The organism is Methanosarcina sp. DH1 (assembly GCF_020804205.1).
Lineage (GTDB): Archaea > Halobacteriota > Methanosarcinia > Methanosarcinales > Methanosarcinaceae > Methanosarcina > Methanosarcina vacuolata.
Genome location: NZ_WJBJ01000028.1, coordinates 22,478 through 41,923, shown reverse-complemented (window position 1 = coordinate 41,923; position 19,446 = coordinate 22,478). Strand labels below are relative to the sequence as shown.

Genomic DNA, 19,446 nt, shown 5'->3' with positions numbered 1-19,446 from the left:
CCCGCAAGCCTTTCAAAAACTGCTTGAGCGCGAGCCTTTACAAAAAAGCTTAAGCAAAAACTCCAGCAACAATATGTTCGGCGCGATCAACTGGAGTAGCGGTTGTGTCACACCCATTTTCAAAAAAAGCTTGACTGCAAACCTTTTGTAAAACCATGTGATCGAAAACGAGACAGCGTTTGAATTTGAAGAACTTATCCTCTAACCCTAGCGTGATCACACTTTTTTTAAAAAAGCTTGCCCGAAACCCTTTAAAAAAAAAGCTTGAGCGAAAACCCCAAGAAACGTTTGAGTTTGATAACCTTATCCCCAAACCCTATCGGCGTGATAAACCGGCGCAACGGTTTGTGATAAACCGGCGCAACGGTTGCGGGTCAACGGTTGCAGGTCAACGGTTTTGGAGGTTTGCCCGAGAGTGTCTGCCCTCGAGCAATATTCAGCATGAAAATACTGCCATCCACAAGCACTTTCATTGTTTGTGCATGTTATTCAAAGAATATCATTTTCGTTTAGTAAGGTTTTAGTAAGGTACTACATGGTTTTTACAGGATTTTGAAAAGTTTATACATTTACATGATTTTTAGTGTTTTATCCATTACATGTTTTTGGAGATTTGCTCGAGAGCATCTACCCTCGAGCGATATTTGATAGATATTGAAAACCGGATTGTGTTTTTAAAATTTTATTTTTAAGGCTGCCAATTTTCATTCTTCGTTAATTGCACTGACGTACCTGGGAAACAGGAGCATGTAATTTTCCTGATAAGATTTCCCATCTTCATTAATATCAAGAGTCCATATTATCTCAGGTGTTCTTGCTATTGATTTTTGTTGAATCGTCTAATACCTCCGAACTCAATTTCATTTTAGAATTTGCTCGTTTTCAATTTTGGTGCACGTCTCCAGGGAATGTTCATTCCCGAGACGAACACCAGCTTATTGCATGTCTGTTTGCACATAGAGGATTGAATTTTCCCACCTCTAACTAAACTCGAAAACTAAGTAAGGATATGGATTTGGGTAATGGATCTTAGCTTCAGAGATAATGTAAATATAAAAATAGAAATAATAGAAATATTACATTCATTTTACAGTTTGTGGATAAGGATCTCAAACTCAAATGGTCATAATTTTCGGTCAAGCCTTTTATGAAAAGAATTGTGATCACGCCGACCACGTTGTTGTTGCTGGAGTTTTCGGTCAAGCCTTTTTGAAAAGGGTTTTTGGTCAAGCTTTTTTTGAAAAGGGTTTTCGGTCAAGCCTTTTTTGAAAAGGGTTGCGGGCAAGACATTTTAGAAAAGGGTTGCGGGCAAGACATTTGTTGAAATGGCTTGAAACTTCTCATTTCTGGTCAAAAATTCTTTTTTTACGGTCTTTTGTTAAAGCTGCCTTCTTTTTCTCTACCCGCTCAAGAAGAGCTTTGCCAAGGTTCGAATACTCTTTTTTCACAGTTTTTTCTTTTTTCACGGTTTTTTGGGTGAAAATAGCCTCTTCTTCTTTTTTTTCAAAGAGGCCTGAAAATTGATCAAAAAGCAGAATTGAAGTTTCAAGTAGTTTCTTCTGTCCTGAAAGGTTGCCAGGAGAGAGTTCACCTGCGCGTGTAAGAAGCCCTGAAAACTGTTTAAAGATCTCAAGCAGTTCCTGGCTTTCAGCCTGCTCCCTGACCTCATCTGTCATTTTTGAGAAGTATCGTTCACTTTCAGATTTTGCTATACCGGGCCGGTCGCTGAAAAGGATGAATAAAAGCGCTTGATAAAAGGGATAATAGAATTCTGGAATATGAAAGCCAACAGAGGCTTCGGATGCTTCCTTAAAGTAATTGACGGCTTCTTTTAGCCCATAAATATAAGTAGCTTCATTTTCTGCCCTTAGCGCCCTCCAGAGAGAAGCTCTTCCAAGCGAGCGGAAAGCATACCTTCGGACATAAACGTAAGGATTGTCAGTAAGCGCCTGCAGGTCTCTCCATGCCTCGGTTTTATCAGGCATGTAGAAAAAAGCAGGTCCAAGAGTCTGTGTTGCCGCTCTTTGTACAAAACTGTCGCTGTGGTCGGAAAAACTTAACAGGTCTTTCCAGGCTTTTTCCTTATCTGGCACCTCTACATAGCCTGAAGATAGGGCAAGAACCGCTCCTTTCCGGACTTCGCGGTCTTCAGATGATGCAAGTCTTACAAGCTCGTCCCAGGCTGCCTGCTTATCTTCACAATAGGCAAAAGCGGTAGCAAGAAGTTCTGCAGCTCTCCTCCGGAGCCGGATATCCTGGCTTTCAGCAAGCTTTACAAGGTCAAAAAAAACTGTGGACTTTTCCTCAACCGCTGGAAATACCTCTGAAAGCAGGTCTGCAGCATCCCTTCTGGTGTCTGTCTCCTCTTCCCCGGTCAGTTTAAGCAGTCCGTTCCAGATATCCTGTGTTTTGCCGGTTCGGGAGTAGGCTGCAAGCAGGGATTCTATTGCGCCTCTTCGCATCTGAGGGTCCGGATCCGAAGCCAGTTTAATAAGCTTATTTACAGCTTCTTCTTTATCTGAAAGACCAGAGACTGACCCGGTAAATAAATCCGTCATATCTTTTCTTTGTACGTATGCCCTGTTTTCGGCTTCAAGCCCAGAATTATCAGACACTGGTTTTTTAAAAAGGTTAGATACTGGTTTTCTGTCTTCTGTTTTTTCAACCTGAAGACCACCAGTTTTTTCATATTCTCCAGTTTTTTCTTTTTCCCCTGATTTCTCCCCTGATTTCTGTTTTTCTCTAAATTCACCTTCCTTTTCGGGTTTGCGATCTTCCTCTGATTCATACTCCTCCCAGAGTTTATCCAGCTCTCCGGAGTTATTTTTCCAGGTTTTATCCTGCTCATCATAGTTGCGTTTTCTTATCTTTTCCCACTCCACTTCACTTACCTCAGGTATACTGCATAACTCCGGATAAGCAGAAGCAAGCGTATCCACAACCTTTCGGAGCACAGGGCTATCCTTCATTTCAGCCAGGCGTACAAGCTCGGAATATGCCTCTCTTTTGCAGGAAATGTGTGGAAAAGCCTTCGTGAGAATATTAACCACTGTACTCTGCATGCCTTCTTCTTCATTACCTGAGAGTTCAATGAGCTCCTTCCATAGTGAGTCTTTATTATCCATACCTGAAAATAAGGATACAAGCGCATCAGCGGCCATGTTCCTGATATAATGATCTCTGGCTTTCGCCAGGTTCAGGAAATCAGTCCAGACCTTTTTCTTGTCCGGCATCTCAGGGAAAATAAAAACCAGGGCATCGATAGCCTGCTTTCGAATATACTCATTCTCGTCTTCTATAAGCCTGAGGATGTCACACCATGTTGTTTTCTTATCCGGAATATGAGAAAAAACCGAGGGTAGAGCCAGAAGGGCTTCTTTCTGGACTTCAGGGTTTCCTGATACTGCAAGTTCCATCAGAGTCTCAAGAGTTTCATCCTTCATCTCATCTGGCATCTGTGTGTAAATAACTCCAAGAGTCCGGGTAGCCTGCTCCCTTATTTTTTCATCCGCAGATTCGCTAGCCAGTTCAAGTACTTCGTCCCAGGCTTCTTCTTTTTCTTCGTCTGTCAGTTCCGGAAAAACAAGGCTCAAAATCAAAGTCGATTTCTCATGCACATAAGAATATTCTGAGGTTCCCATTTCAAGCAGATCTTTCCAGACCTGCACTTTATCAGGAATTTCCTTTATTAAATATTGAAGTGAGCTAACAATTTCCCTATTTACATCTTCCATGCTTGATCTGGAGTTTATCAGCCCGGCAAGATCTTTCCATGCTCTGTTTTTGTCCGGCATAAGGGAAAAAACACTGATCAGAGCACTGGCTGCAGCGACCATTACGGATTCTGCCGGATAAGCTGTCAAATTCACAAACTTGTCCCATACAAGCTTCCTATCCGGAACATTAGGAAAAACCGCAACAAGTGACTTGACGGCTTCTTCCCTGACTGCGTCATCGTCGTCAGAACAAAGCCTTAACAGATCTTCAAAAGCCTGTCTTCTGTCAGGCAAAGCCTCAAAAAAAGTTCCCAGCTGCTTTGCAGCCTTTATCCTCTCATCCGAAAACTGATTGAAAACTTTATTATGTATCTCTGGCTGCTCACTCAAGAATTCCCACCAACTTTGCTATAATACCGTCCTATCTAAATATCCTTTATTTACTATCTCAATCTGGCAGGTTTCCTCATATAAGTATTGATTCTGGATTTTAGCTGGAAGTAAAAATTATTAGTGTCGAACCGGAAATTACTGCCGTCTTTCAGAAATTAATTGCAACCATTATTAAAAACCATTACTGGATAAACTAACCGGACATATGGACAAAATATCCTTTATTAGTAGAAGGCAAAAGGTGAGGATACAGTTTTCGTGGCTCTTCGTCGAATGCTATATCCGTATAAGTGCCTGGAATGCGTGTAGAGACACCCTGATCCTCATACTCAGGAAAAGTGAAACATGCAATTTCCTCCCTGTTGTTTTCTGGAGGAGATTTAAATGCACATATGATTATACATTGTTTTTCTTCAAGTGTAAGGTAAACAATTAATAGCGGGATGAACCTTCGCTTACACTTTCTAACCTTTCAAAAAGCTTAAATACCTCTGGGTATCAGATAGGTTCTCAATCAAAGATATATTGCATTATATTATTGTTTATTTATGCCATTACAAATTAATTCTTTTAGTCCAAAATTGTTTAACTATGGACCTGTATCACGCTGAATTATAATGTACTTATATAATTGTGAATTATAGTATCCGATAGGATATAAAAATAGAAGGCTGAAATAATGCGGCAACAGGACGTAATAATTAAACAGTTGGCACAAAAAATAGTAGATTTTATCGAACCTGTTATTCCTTATCTGGTTGTTGGGTCTAAAAAAGCGGCTGAAGAAGCCTGCAAAAAAGTGGGGTCTGGAGTTTGGGAGACTAAAAGAAAGCTCTGGGAAAAACTGTGTTCAACAGAATGCACTGAATTAAAAGAAGCCGCCGCAGATATGATTGTTGCTCCCTCGGATATGGATGTAAGGCAAGTTTTTATTCAGGAGATATTAAAATTGCTTGAAAAAAACCCTGATTTAGTTAAAGAAGTTTCGTCTTTTATGGATTATAAAACAGTACAGAAGTTAATGACCGAAGATAATTCGTCCAGGATTCTAAAACAAACCTCGGAACAAGGTTCAAAACAAACTTTGATTGATAGAATCCAGGTGTTTGACGAATTTAACAGGCTGCTTGAGGTCTTCGTAACAAGAAAAGGTGTTTCTCAGGGTATGGAGCGAGAAGGAATGCCAGATACCGAAAAACCTGTTACTGGTCTGGGAGTTACAGGCGAAAAGAGTCCCAGCGACTTACGAATTGAGCAAATTGCAGAGATTAAACATATCACAAAAACAGATTCTGCAAGAGCCAACGTTGAAAAAACAGATAATGAGATTCAAGATAAGGTTCAAACGGCAAAGGCTCTTTTAATGACAATCTCAAGTCTGGAAAATCCGGAAAAAAGAGGGATTATGGAAGAGGCCCTTGATTTTGCCTCCCGGATACAGTATGGAGATTTAAGGTCACAGGCCCTCTCCCTGTCTGTCCTGTACCTGGACGAGCCAAAAAAAGCCGAATCTATTGAGAAAGCCCTTGAATCTACCTCCCATATTCAGGATGAGAACGAAAGAGCCCTTGTCCTTTCCTCACTTCTCCCTCACCTGAGAGGACCAGGCAAAGAAGAGCTTATTGAAAATATCTTTTGCTTCTCACACCATCTCCAGTATGGAGACACGAAATTCCAGATACTTTCCTCACTTGTACCGCATCTTTACGGGTTAAAAAATGAAGCTATTATTGAAAGAGCCCTTGAACTCATAGAGGTAATTTTCTCTGACTATCAAAAGGTACAGGCTCTCTCATCTCTTATTCCATATCTAAATGAGCAGAAAAAAGAAGAGGTGCTGGAACAAGCCCTTCAATTAGCTTTCGGCCTTAAAGATAAGGACATGAGGCCCGAAGCTCTCTCGTATGTTCTCCCACACCTGGACGAACCCAGAAAAGAAGAGATTATTAAAAAAGCCCTTAATATGGCGTCCGGAATAAAATCCGAGTCCCAAAAAACTGAGGCTCTATCCTCACTTGCTCCATATATTGACGAGCTAGAAAAAGAATAAGTTATGGCTATGTAAAACGTTTATATATCAGCTGCAAGAGGCTGAAATAATTATAAACATTCAGCCTACTCAGCTCAATTAATCTACTTAGTTATATTGCATAATTTTTATAAAAGTTGTTTCTATTCTGCGACGAAGAGTCATAATAAATTACTCTTCGTATGCAGGAAGAGTGATAACACCTATCTCCGGAAGTGGATAGCCAACAGCAAAATGGTAGAGGTCCTGGAACTCAAGCCCTTTGAGCCCTATAGCCTCATGCAAAGGGTCATCAAAGAAACACCCGATTCCACAACCCCTTAGGCCATATGCTTCGGCTTCAAGGTAAAGAAGCTGCCCCAGAACTCCGCACTCCCAGAAAAGGTATGGATATATCCAGGCCCCGAACCTGTTCAGAGGCTCTTCGAAATTTGAGAGCATGCAGGCAGTAAAACAGGCATCGGCAGCTTTTCTCTGTGTACAGGAAAGCTGGGCTGCAAAATAATCCAGAGTTTCTTCCATCAACAGGTAAAATTCAAGGTCTGACGGACAATTTTTCGGTTTCTCCCATAAAAAGTCCGACCTGATCGCAGCTTTAAACCTCTCTTTTTCTTCGGGTTTGCGAAGGAAAATATAAAGTCCCGGAAGTATGTCCTTTACGCGGTTTACGAAAATAAGCAGGTGAGTAAAGGAACCAAAAGCAAGAGAATTGAAAATCGGGTTGTTTTGCGGAAGGGTTCTTTGCAGCATCGCATAGAAAGTTTCTTTTTCCAGGTATGCGCTGTTATTCATCTCAATAGCACTTCTCCTTCCCCGGATAACTCCGCGCAGAGGAACTTTATCAAGCTTGGACAGGTTCACGAAGCTGCTGGTTTGTAGTGATGAAGCAGTCTGTATATAGGATTTTGATTCTTCATTTGATTCTTCATTTGATTCTTCATTTGATTCTTCATTTGATTCTTCATTTGATTCTTCATTTGATTCTTCATTTGATTTTTCATTTGATTCTTCATTTGATTTTTCATTTGATTCTTCTTTTTTCTCAAAATAATCGGTTCCCTTCTTTTGAGCTGACGAGGCCGCTTTTTCGATACCTACCCATTCAACATGCCCCGGGCTTAAACTGTTAGGAACACCTTCCCAGGAAAGATTTTTAAAAGCAGGAACCGCCCCGGAAGAAATTCTGCCTTTTGTACAGGTCTTTCCTGCCGGATAGACAGCAAGCAGACAGGCAGGTTCCTGTTTTTCAGGACCTTTCTCTCCGGAAATTCCAAGAAGCACTGCAATCTCTTCCGAGCCCATGTCTGCAAGAAGGCTGGTTTTCCAGCCGAGTCCGGCAGCAGCAAAGGTCAGGGCAGCGATTGCATGCCCAATATCATGCTGTGCATATCGAAAGGCTCTGAGCCCGTATTTCCAGGAAACCCGCCAGAAAATTGAACTCAGCCCCACAAAAAAAGTGCCTTCAGGAAAGCCCGAACTTAATAGCTCCCAGGTCTCTGGCGAAAATTCCGCTCTGAGTTCAAGGGCATGAGGCAAAGGAGCATAATGGCAGACAGACGGGTTTTTCAGAAGCCCCTTCACAGGGCCGGAAAGAAGGTACACCTCGGTAGGATGGAGGTTTCCACTTGAAGGATTAACGCGAAGAGGCCATTTTGTACCTTCTGCTCTCTTCCAAGCAGAAATAGCAAAACTGTCAAAAAAAAGCCTGGAAATCGATTTCGCACTCAGCTCATACGGCTTGAGTTTTTCCGGTGAGAAAGCCTGTTCATAGGCAGGAAAAGTCTCAGTTTTTATACGCTCATCGTTCCAGATCTCCAGATTAAAAAGTCGAGTTCCATGATAGTTAAGGAAGGGATCGGGCTTGAGAGGCAGGTCCAGGTGGTAAGGACCCGGAGCATAAGCTTTGAAGTTGTGTTTACTTGCCTGGTGATAAGCCAATATGGCTTCAAGTTCCGCTGTCATAATAAGCACATCCGGTAACCGGAGAAATCTAATTCTCAAACAATTTTTTCGGTAAGGAGATCTGCATTTCAGAATCCTTGATAAAAATTAAGCTTTTTTAAGGGCTTCAAGTACGGCTTTTCCAAATGCATCAGCACTTGCAGGATCTCGCCCTGTGACCACACGGCCCGAAACCACTACTTCCCTGTCCAGATAGATAGCCCCGTATTCCTTAAGTTCACGTACAGTATCAGGACTTTTGAAGACTGTGCTCTCTTTGTCCTTCAAGATACCTGTTCTTGCCAGTACTACAGGGGAAATACAGATCGCGGAGATCACCTTTTTCAGGTCATCAGCTCCTTTTACGAGCGCCTGCAGAGCTTTGTTATCCCACAGATATTTTCTAGAGCCTGAGCCCCCTGAGATTACTATTGCATCATAGTCGTCAATTCTGGCGTCTGAGATCGCGATATCAGGCTTGATTGTTCCTCCGAGCGTCCCTTTAGCCGTTTTCTTAGATTCGGCTGCAACAGTAACTTTTAGTCCTGCAGCCTCAAAAAGCTGTTTCGGAACAAAACATTCCTCGTCCCTGAATTGCTCCTGGGCGATTACAAGCAGGATTTTCTTATCTTTATACTCGGTTTCTGTCATCTGGTTACCTTCTGTAAACTTGAAAATCAAGAGTCGAAGAAATGAAAAATGAATGGTTCAGTACCCCTGTTTCCTTAAGGATATGTTATAAACATATAAATGGATACTTCTTTTCGGTAGTGAACAACCTGAGAAAATCTGTGAAGATTCTGGAAAAATGTAGAAAGATTATGAGAAAAAGTAGAAAGATCATAAGAAAAGTAGAAAGGTTATGTGAAAAGTAAAAAATTTATGGTAAAAGTAGAGAGACACTTGGATAGGTGTAAGAATCTGGGGAAAATATGCAAAAATACTGAAATAATTTTAAAATGTTGAGCAATTTTTGAAGCTTGGGGAAAGTTGTGAAAAAATGAAAAAAAATGAAATACCATTGTAAAGGCTCTGAGAGTCTCAGAAAGAGTCTGAGGAAATAGAAATCAATGAGACTGTTCCGTGCCCGGTTCAAGTTATAAGGAAATACAGAACAGCGGAGATCCCTGCTCCTGCAAAGGTTGCCACTAAATTGACTCCGCTGTTTGAGAGCACTCCCCTTTTCTGAAGCGTAGCCCCAAGGAAACTGTCCACATTTGTCCCGACAAACCCTCCTGCGGTTGTAATAAGGACTGTTAATATAAAATTGTCCGAGATCCCAAGTAAGTATGCAAGGACTCCTATCACTGCAGAACCGAAGATTGCAGCAAGTTCACCAAGTAACGATACGGCCCCGTCTACTCCGGGTTCCGAGAGTTTGAGGGTTGTTATCATTCTTGGCCTTCCTTTTGCTGTTGTCCCTATTTCACTTGCCAGGGTATCTCCGGTAGCTGTTGCAACCGTACCCATATAGGCATAGATGATCGGAAGACTGTGCTCCGGGAAAACCCCGTATGCTACTGCAAGGGCAAGGGCTGCTGTACTATTCGAAAATACGTTTTCGTAACTCCGGATGCCGTCTTTAGCCTGTGCAATTCCTATGGATTCTTTGTATGCATATTTATACTTTGTAAACCCGCCTCCGAGAATAAAAAACGTGAGCAGGAGCAGGTACCAGGAAAGCCCACTGAAGACAATTATCAGTACTCCCAGAAGGGCAGCACTCAGAAGGGCAGAAACATCTGCAATCTTCGCCCTGTAAGCCAGCACGCCCAGGATAAACGAGAATATAAGTGCTATTACCATTTTTTCAGGAGACACCCAGTACCTGAAATCTTCAAAAATCCACATTGTCATGCCTGCACCCAGCGGCACAGAAATATTCTTGTCTATTTTGGAGGGGATTGACTCGAAAAGAGAACCGGTAACCGCCCCGATAACAGCTATGAAGAAAATCAGGTTATATGAAACCGGCAGTTTCTGCCAGTAGACAACCCAGCTTGCGGCAAAGAATGCAGCACTAATCCGAAGTGCCAGGAAAGCCGAGCTCCAGAGTATTGAAAAACTCCTCTTTTTGATTGTTTTCCGCCTTAAATTAGAATCAGGTACAGAATCTGTTTCAGAAAAAGAGGTTTTATGGTTTCCGACTGCCGCAATCGCAAATGCGGCGAGCACTATGTAGAAAGGATAGGTATAAGAAAAGTCCCCAGAAATCACGGAAACAAAGAGCATGAGAGCCAGAGAAAAAACAAGGCTGATAACATCTCTGTCACCCAAAATAGGGTTTCCAGAAAACCTTAATCCCAGGAAAAGAATGACAGAGATTAGAAAAAGAAGATTAATCCCTGCAAAAGGAGCTATAAGAATGAGCAGGAGATACAGGATATGCATTACAGGAATTCCCTGGCAGAAATCCCCGTTTTTAGTGAATCTGGCAGCTCTGTTCATTATAAGACATCTTTTGTTTTTATTCATTATGGAAAGTTACATACAATAGGCTTATCTTTATAAATAAGTAGTTGTTTTTCTTTCAAAGATTGTCTAAAAATATGTATCAAAATTTAAAACGATCGGTTTTAGCAGTTGTAATCAAGGGAAATTTACGCAAATACTTCAAGTCCTATAGAGATTATTCGATGAATAAAATAACTTTTGCCTCACATTTTATTATTCAAGGTTTCTCTTCTTCGCAGTATCTCAAATTTGATGCAAATTTGAAGTCCAGTTTTTGTATACTATAGAAAAAACTGATTTCAGATATGGAATTTTCTACCCGATGACTTATTGAAATTTGAGAGTTTACAATAAAAATTGACACACTGCCTTTATGTTTCTTTCTATAAATTATTTAAAATTCTAATCCATAAATATAACCAGAATAAATTGTATATTATTTATAGCCAGCAAAGCTGGATGCTACATATTATGCGGTGAGGGATAAGTATGGAAGAAAACTACGACCTTATTATAATAGGTACGGGTTCTGCAATGAACTACATAAATCCTATTTTTGATTCAAAACCGAAAATGAGAGTTGCCGTTATCGACAAAGATGAACCAGGCGGGATCTGTCTTACCAGAGGGTGTATTCCTTCAAAAATCCTGCTTTATCCTGCCGAACTAATCCGGGAAATTGAAACTGCATCTATTTTTGGAATTAAGCTTGAACTAAAAGACATCGATTTCCTTGCCATTATGGAAAGGATGCGCAGGAGAATTGGAGAAGACATAGAGGCAATAAGGAATAGTTTGGCCGACGACCCGTATCTTGATTACTATCACGAAAGTGCGGAGTTTATCTCACCTTATACCCTGAAAGTAGGTGAAAAAACACTCCACTCCGACATGATCTTTCTCTGTACCGGCTCAAAACCTTCAATTCCTCCCATTAAAGGCCTCGAAGAAGCAGGATACCTTACAAGTGATACTATGCTTAAGCTCACGGAATGCCCAAAAAAGCTCGCCATCTTAGGAGGGAGTTTCATTGCAGCCGAATACGGGCATTTTTTTTCAGCTATGGGGGCCAGTGTCACAGTGATAGGACGAAATTTCCAGTTTCTTCCACAGGAGGAACCCGAGATCTCCAGGCTTGCCAGTATGAAGATGTCGGAGTACATGCAGATCATTACAAACCACGAAGCTATAGAGGTTAGAAAAGAAGACAACGGGCAGAAAACGGTTGTTGCAAGGGATAGAAATTCTGGAAAGGAAGTAAAAGTCACTGTAGACGAGATCCTTGTGGCAACAGGAAGAGCTCCGAATACCGATATTCTCCACCCCGAAAGAGCCGGGATCAAAACCGATACCCAGGGCTGGATTCTGGTGAACGAGTTTCTTGAGACCTCACAACCGAATATCTGGGCATTTGGGGACGCAAATGGAAAATACCTGCTAAAGCACGTAGCAAACTATGAGTCCGGAATAGTTTACCTTAATGCGGTCCTGAAAGAAAAAGTAAAGGCAGACTATCATGCCGTACCGCACGCAGTATTTTCCTGCCCTGAAATTGCTGGAGTAGGCATGAAAGAGCAGGAAGCCGTAGAAAAGTATGGAGAGAAAAGAATCCTCATAGGCCTCAAGTTTTTTGAAGATACTGCAAAAGGATCCGCTATGGAAATCAGGGATTATTTCGTAAAAGTGATTCTGGATTCGGAGGAAGAAAAAATCCTGGGAGCCCACATAATAGGCCCTCATGCTTCAGTCCTGATCCATCAGATAATTCCTCTCATGTATACGGAGTCAAGAAGTCCTGAACCAATAATGCAGGGTATGGATATTCACCCTTCCCTGAACGAAGTTGTAACCAGGGCCTTTTATTCGCGGCTGCCGCCTGAACATTATCATCACTTTCTTAAACATATCGGGCTTGAGGACTGAAAATGTCTACCCAATGAGACTGAAAAGATCTGCCCAATGAGACTGAAAAGACCTACCCAATGAGGACTGAAAATATCTACTCAATGAGACTGAAAATCTATAATTGTTTAATAACTCAAGTCTCTACACTTTCTTTCTTCACACTATTTTTTTAAGGTCAAAAACCCACCTGCTGATGCCTGGAGCAACGTTTCCAGCCCGCCTGTACAGTTCTACTTCAAGCCCAATTTTTTTGTATTCGTCGATCAGCCCAGGAATCTGAGATTCGGCTTTGAAAGTGTAGAAGTGAATATGCCCTTCCTTCCTGACAAGTTTTGAGATCTCAACAAGAAAATGGTCCATTCCATATGGTGTAGGCACTATGGCTCTATCAAACCCGATGCCTGGAACTTGAAGCTCTTTATTTTTTCCCTTGCCGGGAACTGGGCAGGCGGACAGGCCAGAAAAAGCCTTATTTCCTACTTTATCGCTGTTTTCTATTTTTTTACTATCTCTGACTTTTTCGCAATTCCCACTACGTTCGCCATATTGAGATTCTTTATGGGTTTTTGAATCAAGTATCTGGAAAATCTCCCCAGTCCGAAAAAGATTCTCAAAATCATCCTGGATTACGGTTACTTGCCCTTCAAGCCTGTTAATCCGGATATTTTCTCGCAGGCAGGTACAGGCATCGGGATTTATTTCGATAGCATAAACCCTTGCTCCTTTTCCTGCAGCAGGAAGCACAAAAGGGCCCACTCCGGCAAAAGGAATTATGATATTTTCTCCCGACTTGACTTTTGAAGCTACCCGCCTTCTCTCAGAGTACAGACGGGGATTAAAAAAGACTTTTTTGACGTCCAGCTTATAGGCATAGCCGTTTTCCCTGTGAATAGTCTCAGTCGTTTCCCCAAGAAGAAGCTCAAAGTCCGCAACTCTGTGCTCTCCTTCGAGTTTGCTCACCGTATTAAGCACGGCCCGCGTATTACCTCGCATGGAAAATAGCTTTGAGGCAATAGCTTCTTTATAAGCCCCAAGTTCCGGAGGAATCGAGATTACGGCCACGTTCCCGATATAATCAAAACGTTTTGGAACCATAGGAAGCAGGGGTTCTTCAACTATTCCTCTCATTGCATCCTGCAAGCTCACCTTTTTTCGGAAACTCATTCATATGCCTCTACTTATCAGATTGCAAACTTTCACTTTAGATTTTAGTTTCAGATCTTAGTTTCAGATTGTAGTTCTGCTTTTAGGAAGCATTTTTAATATATGCTTTTTGGGAAAAGGCTGAGATAGTATGGAAAAAGATAAAGCCCAGAAGAAAGCTTAAACGGCTATTCCTTAATAATGCAGGCAGGACTATTTCCCATGAAAATTGTTATAGAGACTCCGAAATACAGTTTCTGGAAATATAACAAAACCGAAAATGGCTATGAAAGGGTTTTCTTTTCCCCTCTGCCCACAATTTTCAATTACGGTTTTGTAGAAGGAACGGAAAGTGCAGATGGCATGGAAGAAGATGTGGTAGTTTTAGGGCCCCGCCTGTCAAAAGGAAGTACACTTAAAAGGGATGCTTTTGACGGAATGGTAAAGTTCCTGGACGATTCGGTCAGGGACGATAAGAAAATCGTATATATCAGCGGGTTTCGCTCTTCTGTTCTGATTGCTTATTACTTCAGGCTTTATGCTCTTTTTAAAGTTTTCTTGTATGCTTTTCGCGAGGGAAGAATTGCAACTTGCAGGTTTGAAGGAATCGAATTCCGAAAATTGCGCTGAGACTTTTAGACCTTTGCCTTTATTTTTAAATTCATGCACTTATATTTTAATTGCACTTTCAGTCCATTTCAGGTTCATCTTCAAGTATAACGATATGTACACCTGCGGCACTTAATTTTACTGACTTGATGCCTTTCAGGCAGCCTTCTTTTCGTTTGTAACTGGCTTAAAGCTATGATCTGCCCGATTCTTGCCCTCAACCTGAAGCGATATCTGCCGACTTCGTCTGTAATAAAACAAGTTAGAATTTGTAGTAAAATAGTGGGCCAACTGGGGCCAACTGTATACTATATATATTTGAAATAAAAAAATTAAAAAAGCGAAATAATTTTGGGATAAAACATTGTGGAATTTGGGTGAACTTAATATAAACTCCTGATTGACAAAAAAGTAAAGAGAAATTTCGAAGAGGTTGAGTCGAAGAAGTTATAGAAACTGAGTATATAAAATATTAAAGAGTATCTCAGCCTTATTTTTCTCACTAGAACTTAGAAAAGTACTAATAATTTAAAGAAGCTTAAAAAAAAGGTGCTTTAAATATGCCTTTTCATGTGATGCTTATCCCGACCCTTGGTTGCCCTGCTAACTGCAGCTACTGCTGGAGTTCCGAAGAAAAGTCCCCGATAATGAGCATTGAAACAATAAAAGAAGTGGTTGAGTGGCTTAAAACTTTTAGGGGAGATGCCGTAACTTTTACTTTCCACGGTGGAGAACCACTTCTGGCAGGGGCAAAATTTTATCGGGAAGCATTGCCTCTTCTGGTTGAGGGTTTGAGTCCCAGGAAAATCGCGTTTGCGATACAGACAAACCTCTGGAAAATGACCCCTGAAATAGCTGAAATTTTTGCGGAGTATGGAGTTCCGATAGGCTCCAGCCTGGACGGCCCAAAGGAACTTAATGACCTGCAGAGAGGAAAAGGGTACTACGACAGAACCATGAAAGGTTATGAAATTGCCAGGGAGCATGGGCTTAATGTGAGGTTCATTACCACTTTCACTTCGCATTCTGTAAAACAAAAGGAAGACATTTTCAATTTTTATCTTGAGAAAGGATTGACGCTCAAGCTGCACCCTTGCCTTCCTTCTTTAAAAGGTGATAATCCTGATAAATGGACTCTTGCTCCTGAGGAATACGGAGAATTGTTAATCTATCTTCTGGACAGATACCTGGAAAACCTGGGTCGGATTGACGTTATGAACATTGATCAGCTGTGCAAATGTGTATTCACAGGCAGGGGGACGGTCTGTACTTATGTTGATTGCATGGGAGATACCTTTGCAGTTGGCCCTGAAGGAAACATATATCCCTGCTATCGCTTTGTTGGGATGCCTGAATATGTTATGGGCAATGTTTATGACCGCCCGACAATGGCAGACCTTGCTAAATCCGAAGCCTGGAAGCAGATGCACCAGTATAAAGAATATGTGGATACTGCATGCAGCAAATGCGCCCATATCAAATATTGCAGAGGCGGATGCCCGTACAATGCAATAGTGCCCACCGATGGCGAGATAAAGGGTGTAGACCCGCACTGCACCGCCTACAAGATGATTTTTGATGAAATAAACAAACGTGTCAATGATGAAATGTTTGGTGGTTCAGGTATGGATAATATGTTTATGCCCCAGACAATGAAGCCTTCAAAACCAGGAATAATGTCCCTCATGCTTAAGAAACTCTGAAACAAGCTCAAAATGTATGGAATTATGAACTTGTATGAAATCTATGAAGTAGCCACATTTTTGAAATAAAAAGGGATTTTAGAGGTATTATTAATGAAAGAAAGTTTGAAAATTGTAGCAATGCTCCTTGTTGTTGCTACTGTTGTCTTTGCAGCCGGATGTTCCGAAAAGACAACAAATCAAGGAAACGAAACTTCCGAAAATTCAGTTTCAGAAGATGAAGTTTCAGGTAATGAAACTCCAGGTATCTCAAACCAGACCGCTCCAGCAGTAGCAGAAACACCCTCACCTGTTGAAGCATCAAACGTAACCGAAAAAACCAATGAAACTGTTGCGGAAGACAATAACACTGAAAAAACTGAAAATATAACAAAACCTGTAATCAGGAAATCAACTTACGTAGCACCGCATCAACCCAGTTCGGAAGCAAACCAGATAACCTATACTACATACAATAACAGCAAAAGTAATACATCAACTGTTTCAAATCAGGGTACTCTAAAGATTATATCAAATGGAACAAACACAACTCAGGGAAACACAACTCAGGGAAACACGACTACGACCAGTGATCCCCTGCGAAAACAAAAAATAGCTCAGAATCACACATCCACTAATGGAACTATAAGTGTCTGAACTACAAGCAACATACTATAAAGCATCCGCAAATGGCAACGAAAACAGAATTTGACCTTGTGATTTGACCTTGTGATTTGACCTGTGATTTGACCTGTGATTTGACCTGTGATTTGACCTCGTTTTCTTTTTATTTTTCTATTTTTGTTAGTTGAGAGAGTCGTGAAAGTCAAGAACTGTTAAATTTATATTAATAAGTTATATATTTTATTTCTTTTTCTGTCATCAAGGCTCTTCGCTATTTCGAATGGGTAACTTACATCTAGCTCCTGAATGTTGAAGTATCATATATAAGACATGAAAAAAAATTGTTGTTGAAAAATCACATTCAAGCTTGATGTTTTCATATTTTATCTGAATACTTTTTAGTAAGCAATTATTTTCAACCCACGCAAAACAGCGGAGAGCCAATAACTTTAAATAAATAATATCCCTATTAAGCTATGAATAAAAAAACAAATGATTCATTGAGATTAATAAATTAGCTCTTGAATGGATAAGTTAGAAGATTACGGAGTCAGCAAAATCTGAGAGAGCTATTTTCAGAGGAAAGCTATGAGATCTTTTACAGATGAAGAAAGAGAGATTATAAGAAGGAAAATTATAGACCGGGGCAAAGATTGCTTTGCAAGATACGGGATCAAAAAAACAAGCATTGAAGATCTTACTAAAGACCTGGGAATTGCAAAGAGTTCTTTTTATTCATTTTTCAGTAGTAAAGAGGATCTCTTTCTACAGATATTTAAAGAAGAGCGAGAAGCTTTAAAGGACAACTTACTCGAAAATTCATTCCTGAAATACAGGACAGAACCTGATAAAGCTGTAAGAGCTTACCTCCATTACTTGCTGAATATAGTGAATAACCACCCAGTCTGGAAAAAAGTTTTCATAGAAAAAGAGTACGTTGAGCTGACAATCTTCCTGTCTTCGGAAGAAAAAATTAGAAATATTCATAAAGAAAACGTGGCAATGATTCTGCCTTTTTTTGAAGAGTGGGCAGATGCTGGTCTCCTTATAGACAAAGATGCCAGGATTCTTGCCGAAACCACATTCGCGGTTTTTTCCCTCACACGTTTCAGGAACGAAATTGGGGATGAAGATTTTCCGAAGATTATGGATTTTTTTATTGATCTCCTGACAGAAAATATTGTAAAAAAAGACGAGTAGAGTTAATAAAAGGGATGTGTAGGGCTAATAAAAGAGATGTGTAGAGCTAATAAAAGGGATGTGTAGAGTAATAAAAGAGATGTCTAGCGCTAATAAAGAGATATGTAGAGCTAACAAAAGAGATGTGTAGAGCTAATAAAAGGGATGAAGAGAATCCCCTTAAGAGAAAGCAGGCTTTTTGAAAAAAACCTGATCATTATCAATAATGTGTATAAGGTGTTTGAATGAAACACATTTTATCTGTTTGTCCAGAGTGCAAAAAAGTTATTGATTCCATTATGTTTGAAGAAAACGGCAAGATAATGTTGAAAAAAACTTGCCCCGAACATGGAACATTTATGGACATTTACTGGTCGGACAGCAAACTATACGACAGGTTCAGACGCTATTCTTATGTAGGCAATGGAGTTTCCAGTGAGTCGACTCTTACTTCTAATGGCTGTCCCTGGGACTGCGGAATTTGCTCCAAACATAAAACCGGGACTTTGCTTGCAAACATCGATGTTACCAATCGTTGTAATCTTAGTTGTCCGGTGTGCTTTGCTAATGCCAAAGCAAGTGGCTTTATATACGAGCCAGATTTTGAACAGATAAGAGAAATGCTGCTGACTCTCCGGAATCAAAAACCTGTTCCCTGTTATGCCGTCCAATTTGCTGGAGGAGAGCCTACAGTCCGGGAAGACCTTCCGAAAATTATCGAAACGGCTCAAGAGCTTGGGTTTACACAGATCCAGATTGCAACTAATGGTGTCAGGCTCGCAAAAAGCCAGGAATACTGTGAAGCTTTAAAGAACGCAGGGCTCCATACTGTATACCTATCCTTTGACGGAGTCTCAGAAGAACCATACATAAAAAATCGAGGATTTAATGCCCTTCCTGTAAAACAAAAAGCTATTGAAAATTGCAGGCAGACCGGCCTGAGTAGTGTTGTGCTCGTGCCCACCCTGATAAAAGGCGTTAATGACCACCAGGTTGGAGATATTGTCCGCTTTGCGGCTAGAAATGAGGACGTAGTGAGAGGTGTAAACTTCCAGCCGGTAGCATTCGCAGGCCGCATTGATCAGGCCATGCGAAAAGAACAGAGAATAACAATTCCCGATCTAGTATCACTCCTGGAAGAACAAACCGAAGGAGAAATTCCCAGCTCAGCCTGGTATCCTGCATCTGCCGCAGTCCCCATCATCCGATTCGTGAGTGCGGTGCGAAAGGTCCCGCTTCCCGAGTTCACAGTGCATCCTCTCTGTGGAGCTGCCACTTATGTCTTTGAGAGAGAGGGAAGACTAATTCCTATAAACGAGTTCGTAGACGTGGATGGGTTACTTGAGTTCCTTGAAAGTATTACTCCAGAATTTAAGGGACAAGGTTCTAACGTAACGAAACTTGCAAAAGTTCTCCGCAATGTACCGCGCTACATTGATGAAGCCAGGAGTCCAAAAGATCTTAAGATAGTCCCCCTCATAAATAATTTTCTTAAAAACGGTACAAGAGAGCATGCTGCTCAATTTCACAGAAAATCACTTTTCCTTGGAGCTATGCACTTTCAGGACCTCTACAACCTGGATCTGGAAAGGGTTGAAAACTGCGGAATCCACTATGCTACTCCTGATGGCAAAGTGATTCCCTTCTGCACTTATAACAATTTTCATAGAGAAGGAGTGGAGGCAAAGTATTCAAAACAATATAGGAAAAACATGGAGTTTGATAAGAAAACCCTGGATGTTCTGGAAAGAGAAACACCTTGATTTCTCCT

General features: G+C 40.9%; 12 protein-coding genes. 7 read left to right on the top strand and 5 right to left on the bottom strand.

Annotated features, from left to right (window positions below; genetic code table 11):
* Positions 1-1,340 precede the first annotated feature (1,340 nt).
* Positions 1,341-4,106 (bottom strand): HEAT repeat domain-containing protein, encoded by a 2,766-nt coding sequence (locus FXW07_RS15905; RefSeq protein ID WP_229396284.1) that lies wholly within the window; start codon positions 4,104-4,106, stop codon positions 1,341-1,343.
* A gap of 682 nt (positions 4,107-4,788) precedes the next feature.
* Here FXW07_RS15905 and FXW07_RS15900 point away from each other — a divergent pair.
* A complete protein-coding gene (locus FXW07_RS15900; protein ID WP_229396282.1) occupies positions 4,789-6,159 on the top strand; it encodes a hypothetical protein in 1,371 nt (456 codons plus the stop codon).
* Between the two features lie 150 nt (positions 6,160-6,309).
* Here FXW07_RS15900 and FXW07_RS15895 read toward each other — a convergent pair whose 3' ends face one another.
* The 3 genes from FXW07_RS15895 to FXW07_RS15885 form a co-directional block, all read right to left on the bottom strand.
* Positions 6,310-8,100 carry a nitroreductase family protein gene (locus FXW07_RS15895; protein ID WP_229396280.1) on the bottom strand — a complete coding sequence of 597 codons (1,791 nt, stop codon included), beginning with the start codon at positions 8,098-8,100 and terminating at the stop codon, positions 6,310-6,312.
* Positions 8,101-8,187: 87 nt separating this feature from the next.
* A complete protein-coding gene (locus FXW07_RS15890) occupies positions 8,188-8,730 on the bottom strand; it encodes a DJ-1/PfpI family protein (RefSeq protein WP_229396278.1) in 543 nt (180 codons plus the stop codon).
* A 441-nt stretch (positions 8,731-9,171) separates the two neighbouring features.
* Entirely contained in the window at positions 9,172-10,527 is a 1,356-nt protein-coding gene (locus FXW07_RS15885) for a TIGR00297 family protein (RefSeq protein ID WP_229396276.1), read from the bottom strand.
* A 495-nt stretch (positions 10,528-11,022) separates the two neighbouring features.
* On the opposite strand from FXW07_RS15885, the gene FXW07_RS15880 reads away from it, so the two are divergent.
* On the top strand, positions 11,023-12,456 hold the full coding sequence (locus FXW07_RS15880; protein WP_229396274.1) for a dihydrolipoyl dehydrogenase: 1,434 nt from the start codon (positions 11,023-11,025) through the stop codon (positions 12,454-12,456).
* 138 nt (positions 12,457-12,594) lie between these two features.
* Here FXW07_RS15880 and FXW07_RS15875 read toward each other — a convergent pair whose 3' ends face one another.
* Positions 12,595-13,602 carry a class I SAM-dependent methyltransferase family protein gene (locus tag FXW07_RS15875; protein ID WP_229396272.1) on the bottom strand — a complete coding sequence of 336 codons (1,008 nt, stop codon included), beginning with the start codon at positions 13,600-13,602 and terminating at the stop codon, positions 12,595-12,597.
* 201 nt (positions 13,603-13,803) lie between these two features.
* Here FXW07_RS15875 and FXW07_RS15870 point away from each other — a divergent pair, with 201 nt between their 5' ends.
* From FXW07_RS15870 to tes, 5 genes are all read left to right on the top strand, one after another.
* On the top strand, positions 13,804-14,211 hold the full coding sequence (locus tag FXW07_RS15870) for an inorganic diphosphatase (RefSeq protein WP_048155634.1): 408 nt from the start codon (positions 13,804-13,806) through the stop codon (positions 14,209-14,211).
* A 539-nt stretch (positions 14,212-14,750) separates the two neighbouring features.
* On the top strand, positions 14,751-15,893 hold the full coding sequence (locus FXW07_RS15865; RefSeq protein WP_229396270.1) for a TIGR04083 family peptide-modifying radical SAM enzyme: 1,143 nt from the start codon (positions 14,751-14,753) through the stop codon (positions 15,891-15,893).
* Between the two features lie 93 nt (positions 15,894-15,986).
* Positions 15,987-16,529, top strand: a complete 543-nt coding sequence (locus tag FXW07_RS15860; protein ID WP_229396268.1) for a hypothetical protein — start codon at positions 15,987-15,989, stop codon at positions 16,527-16,529.
* 555 nt (positions 16,530-17,084) lie between these two features.
* Positions 17,085-17,696, top strand: coding sequence for a TetR/AcrR family transcriptional regulator (locus tag FXW07_RS15855; RefSeq protein ID WP_229396266.1), 612 nt, complete (start codon positions 17,085-17,087; stop codon positions 17,694-17,696).
* A gap of 224 nt (positions 17,697-17,920) precedes the next feature.
* Entirely contained in the window at positions 17,921-19,438 is a 1,518-nt protein-coding gene (gene tes / locus FXW07_RS15850; RefSeq protein WP_346655670.1) for a tetraether lipid synthase Tes, read from the top strand.
* The last annotated feature ends 8 nt before the right edge of the window (positions 19,439-19,446 follow it).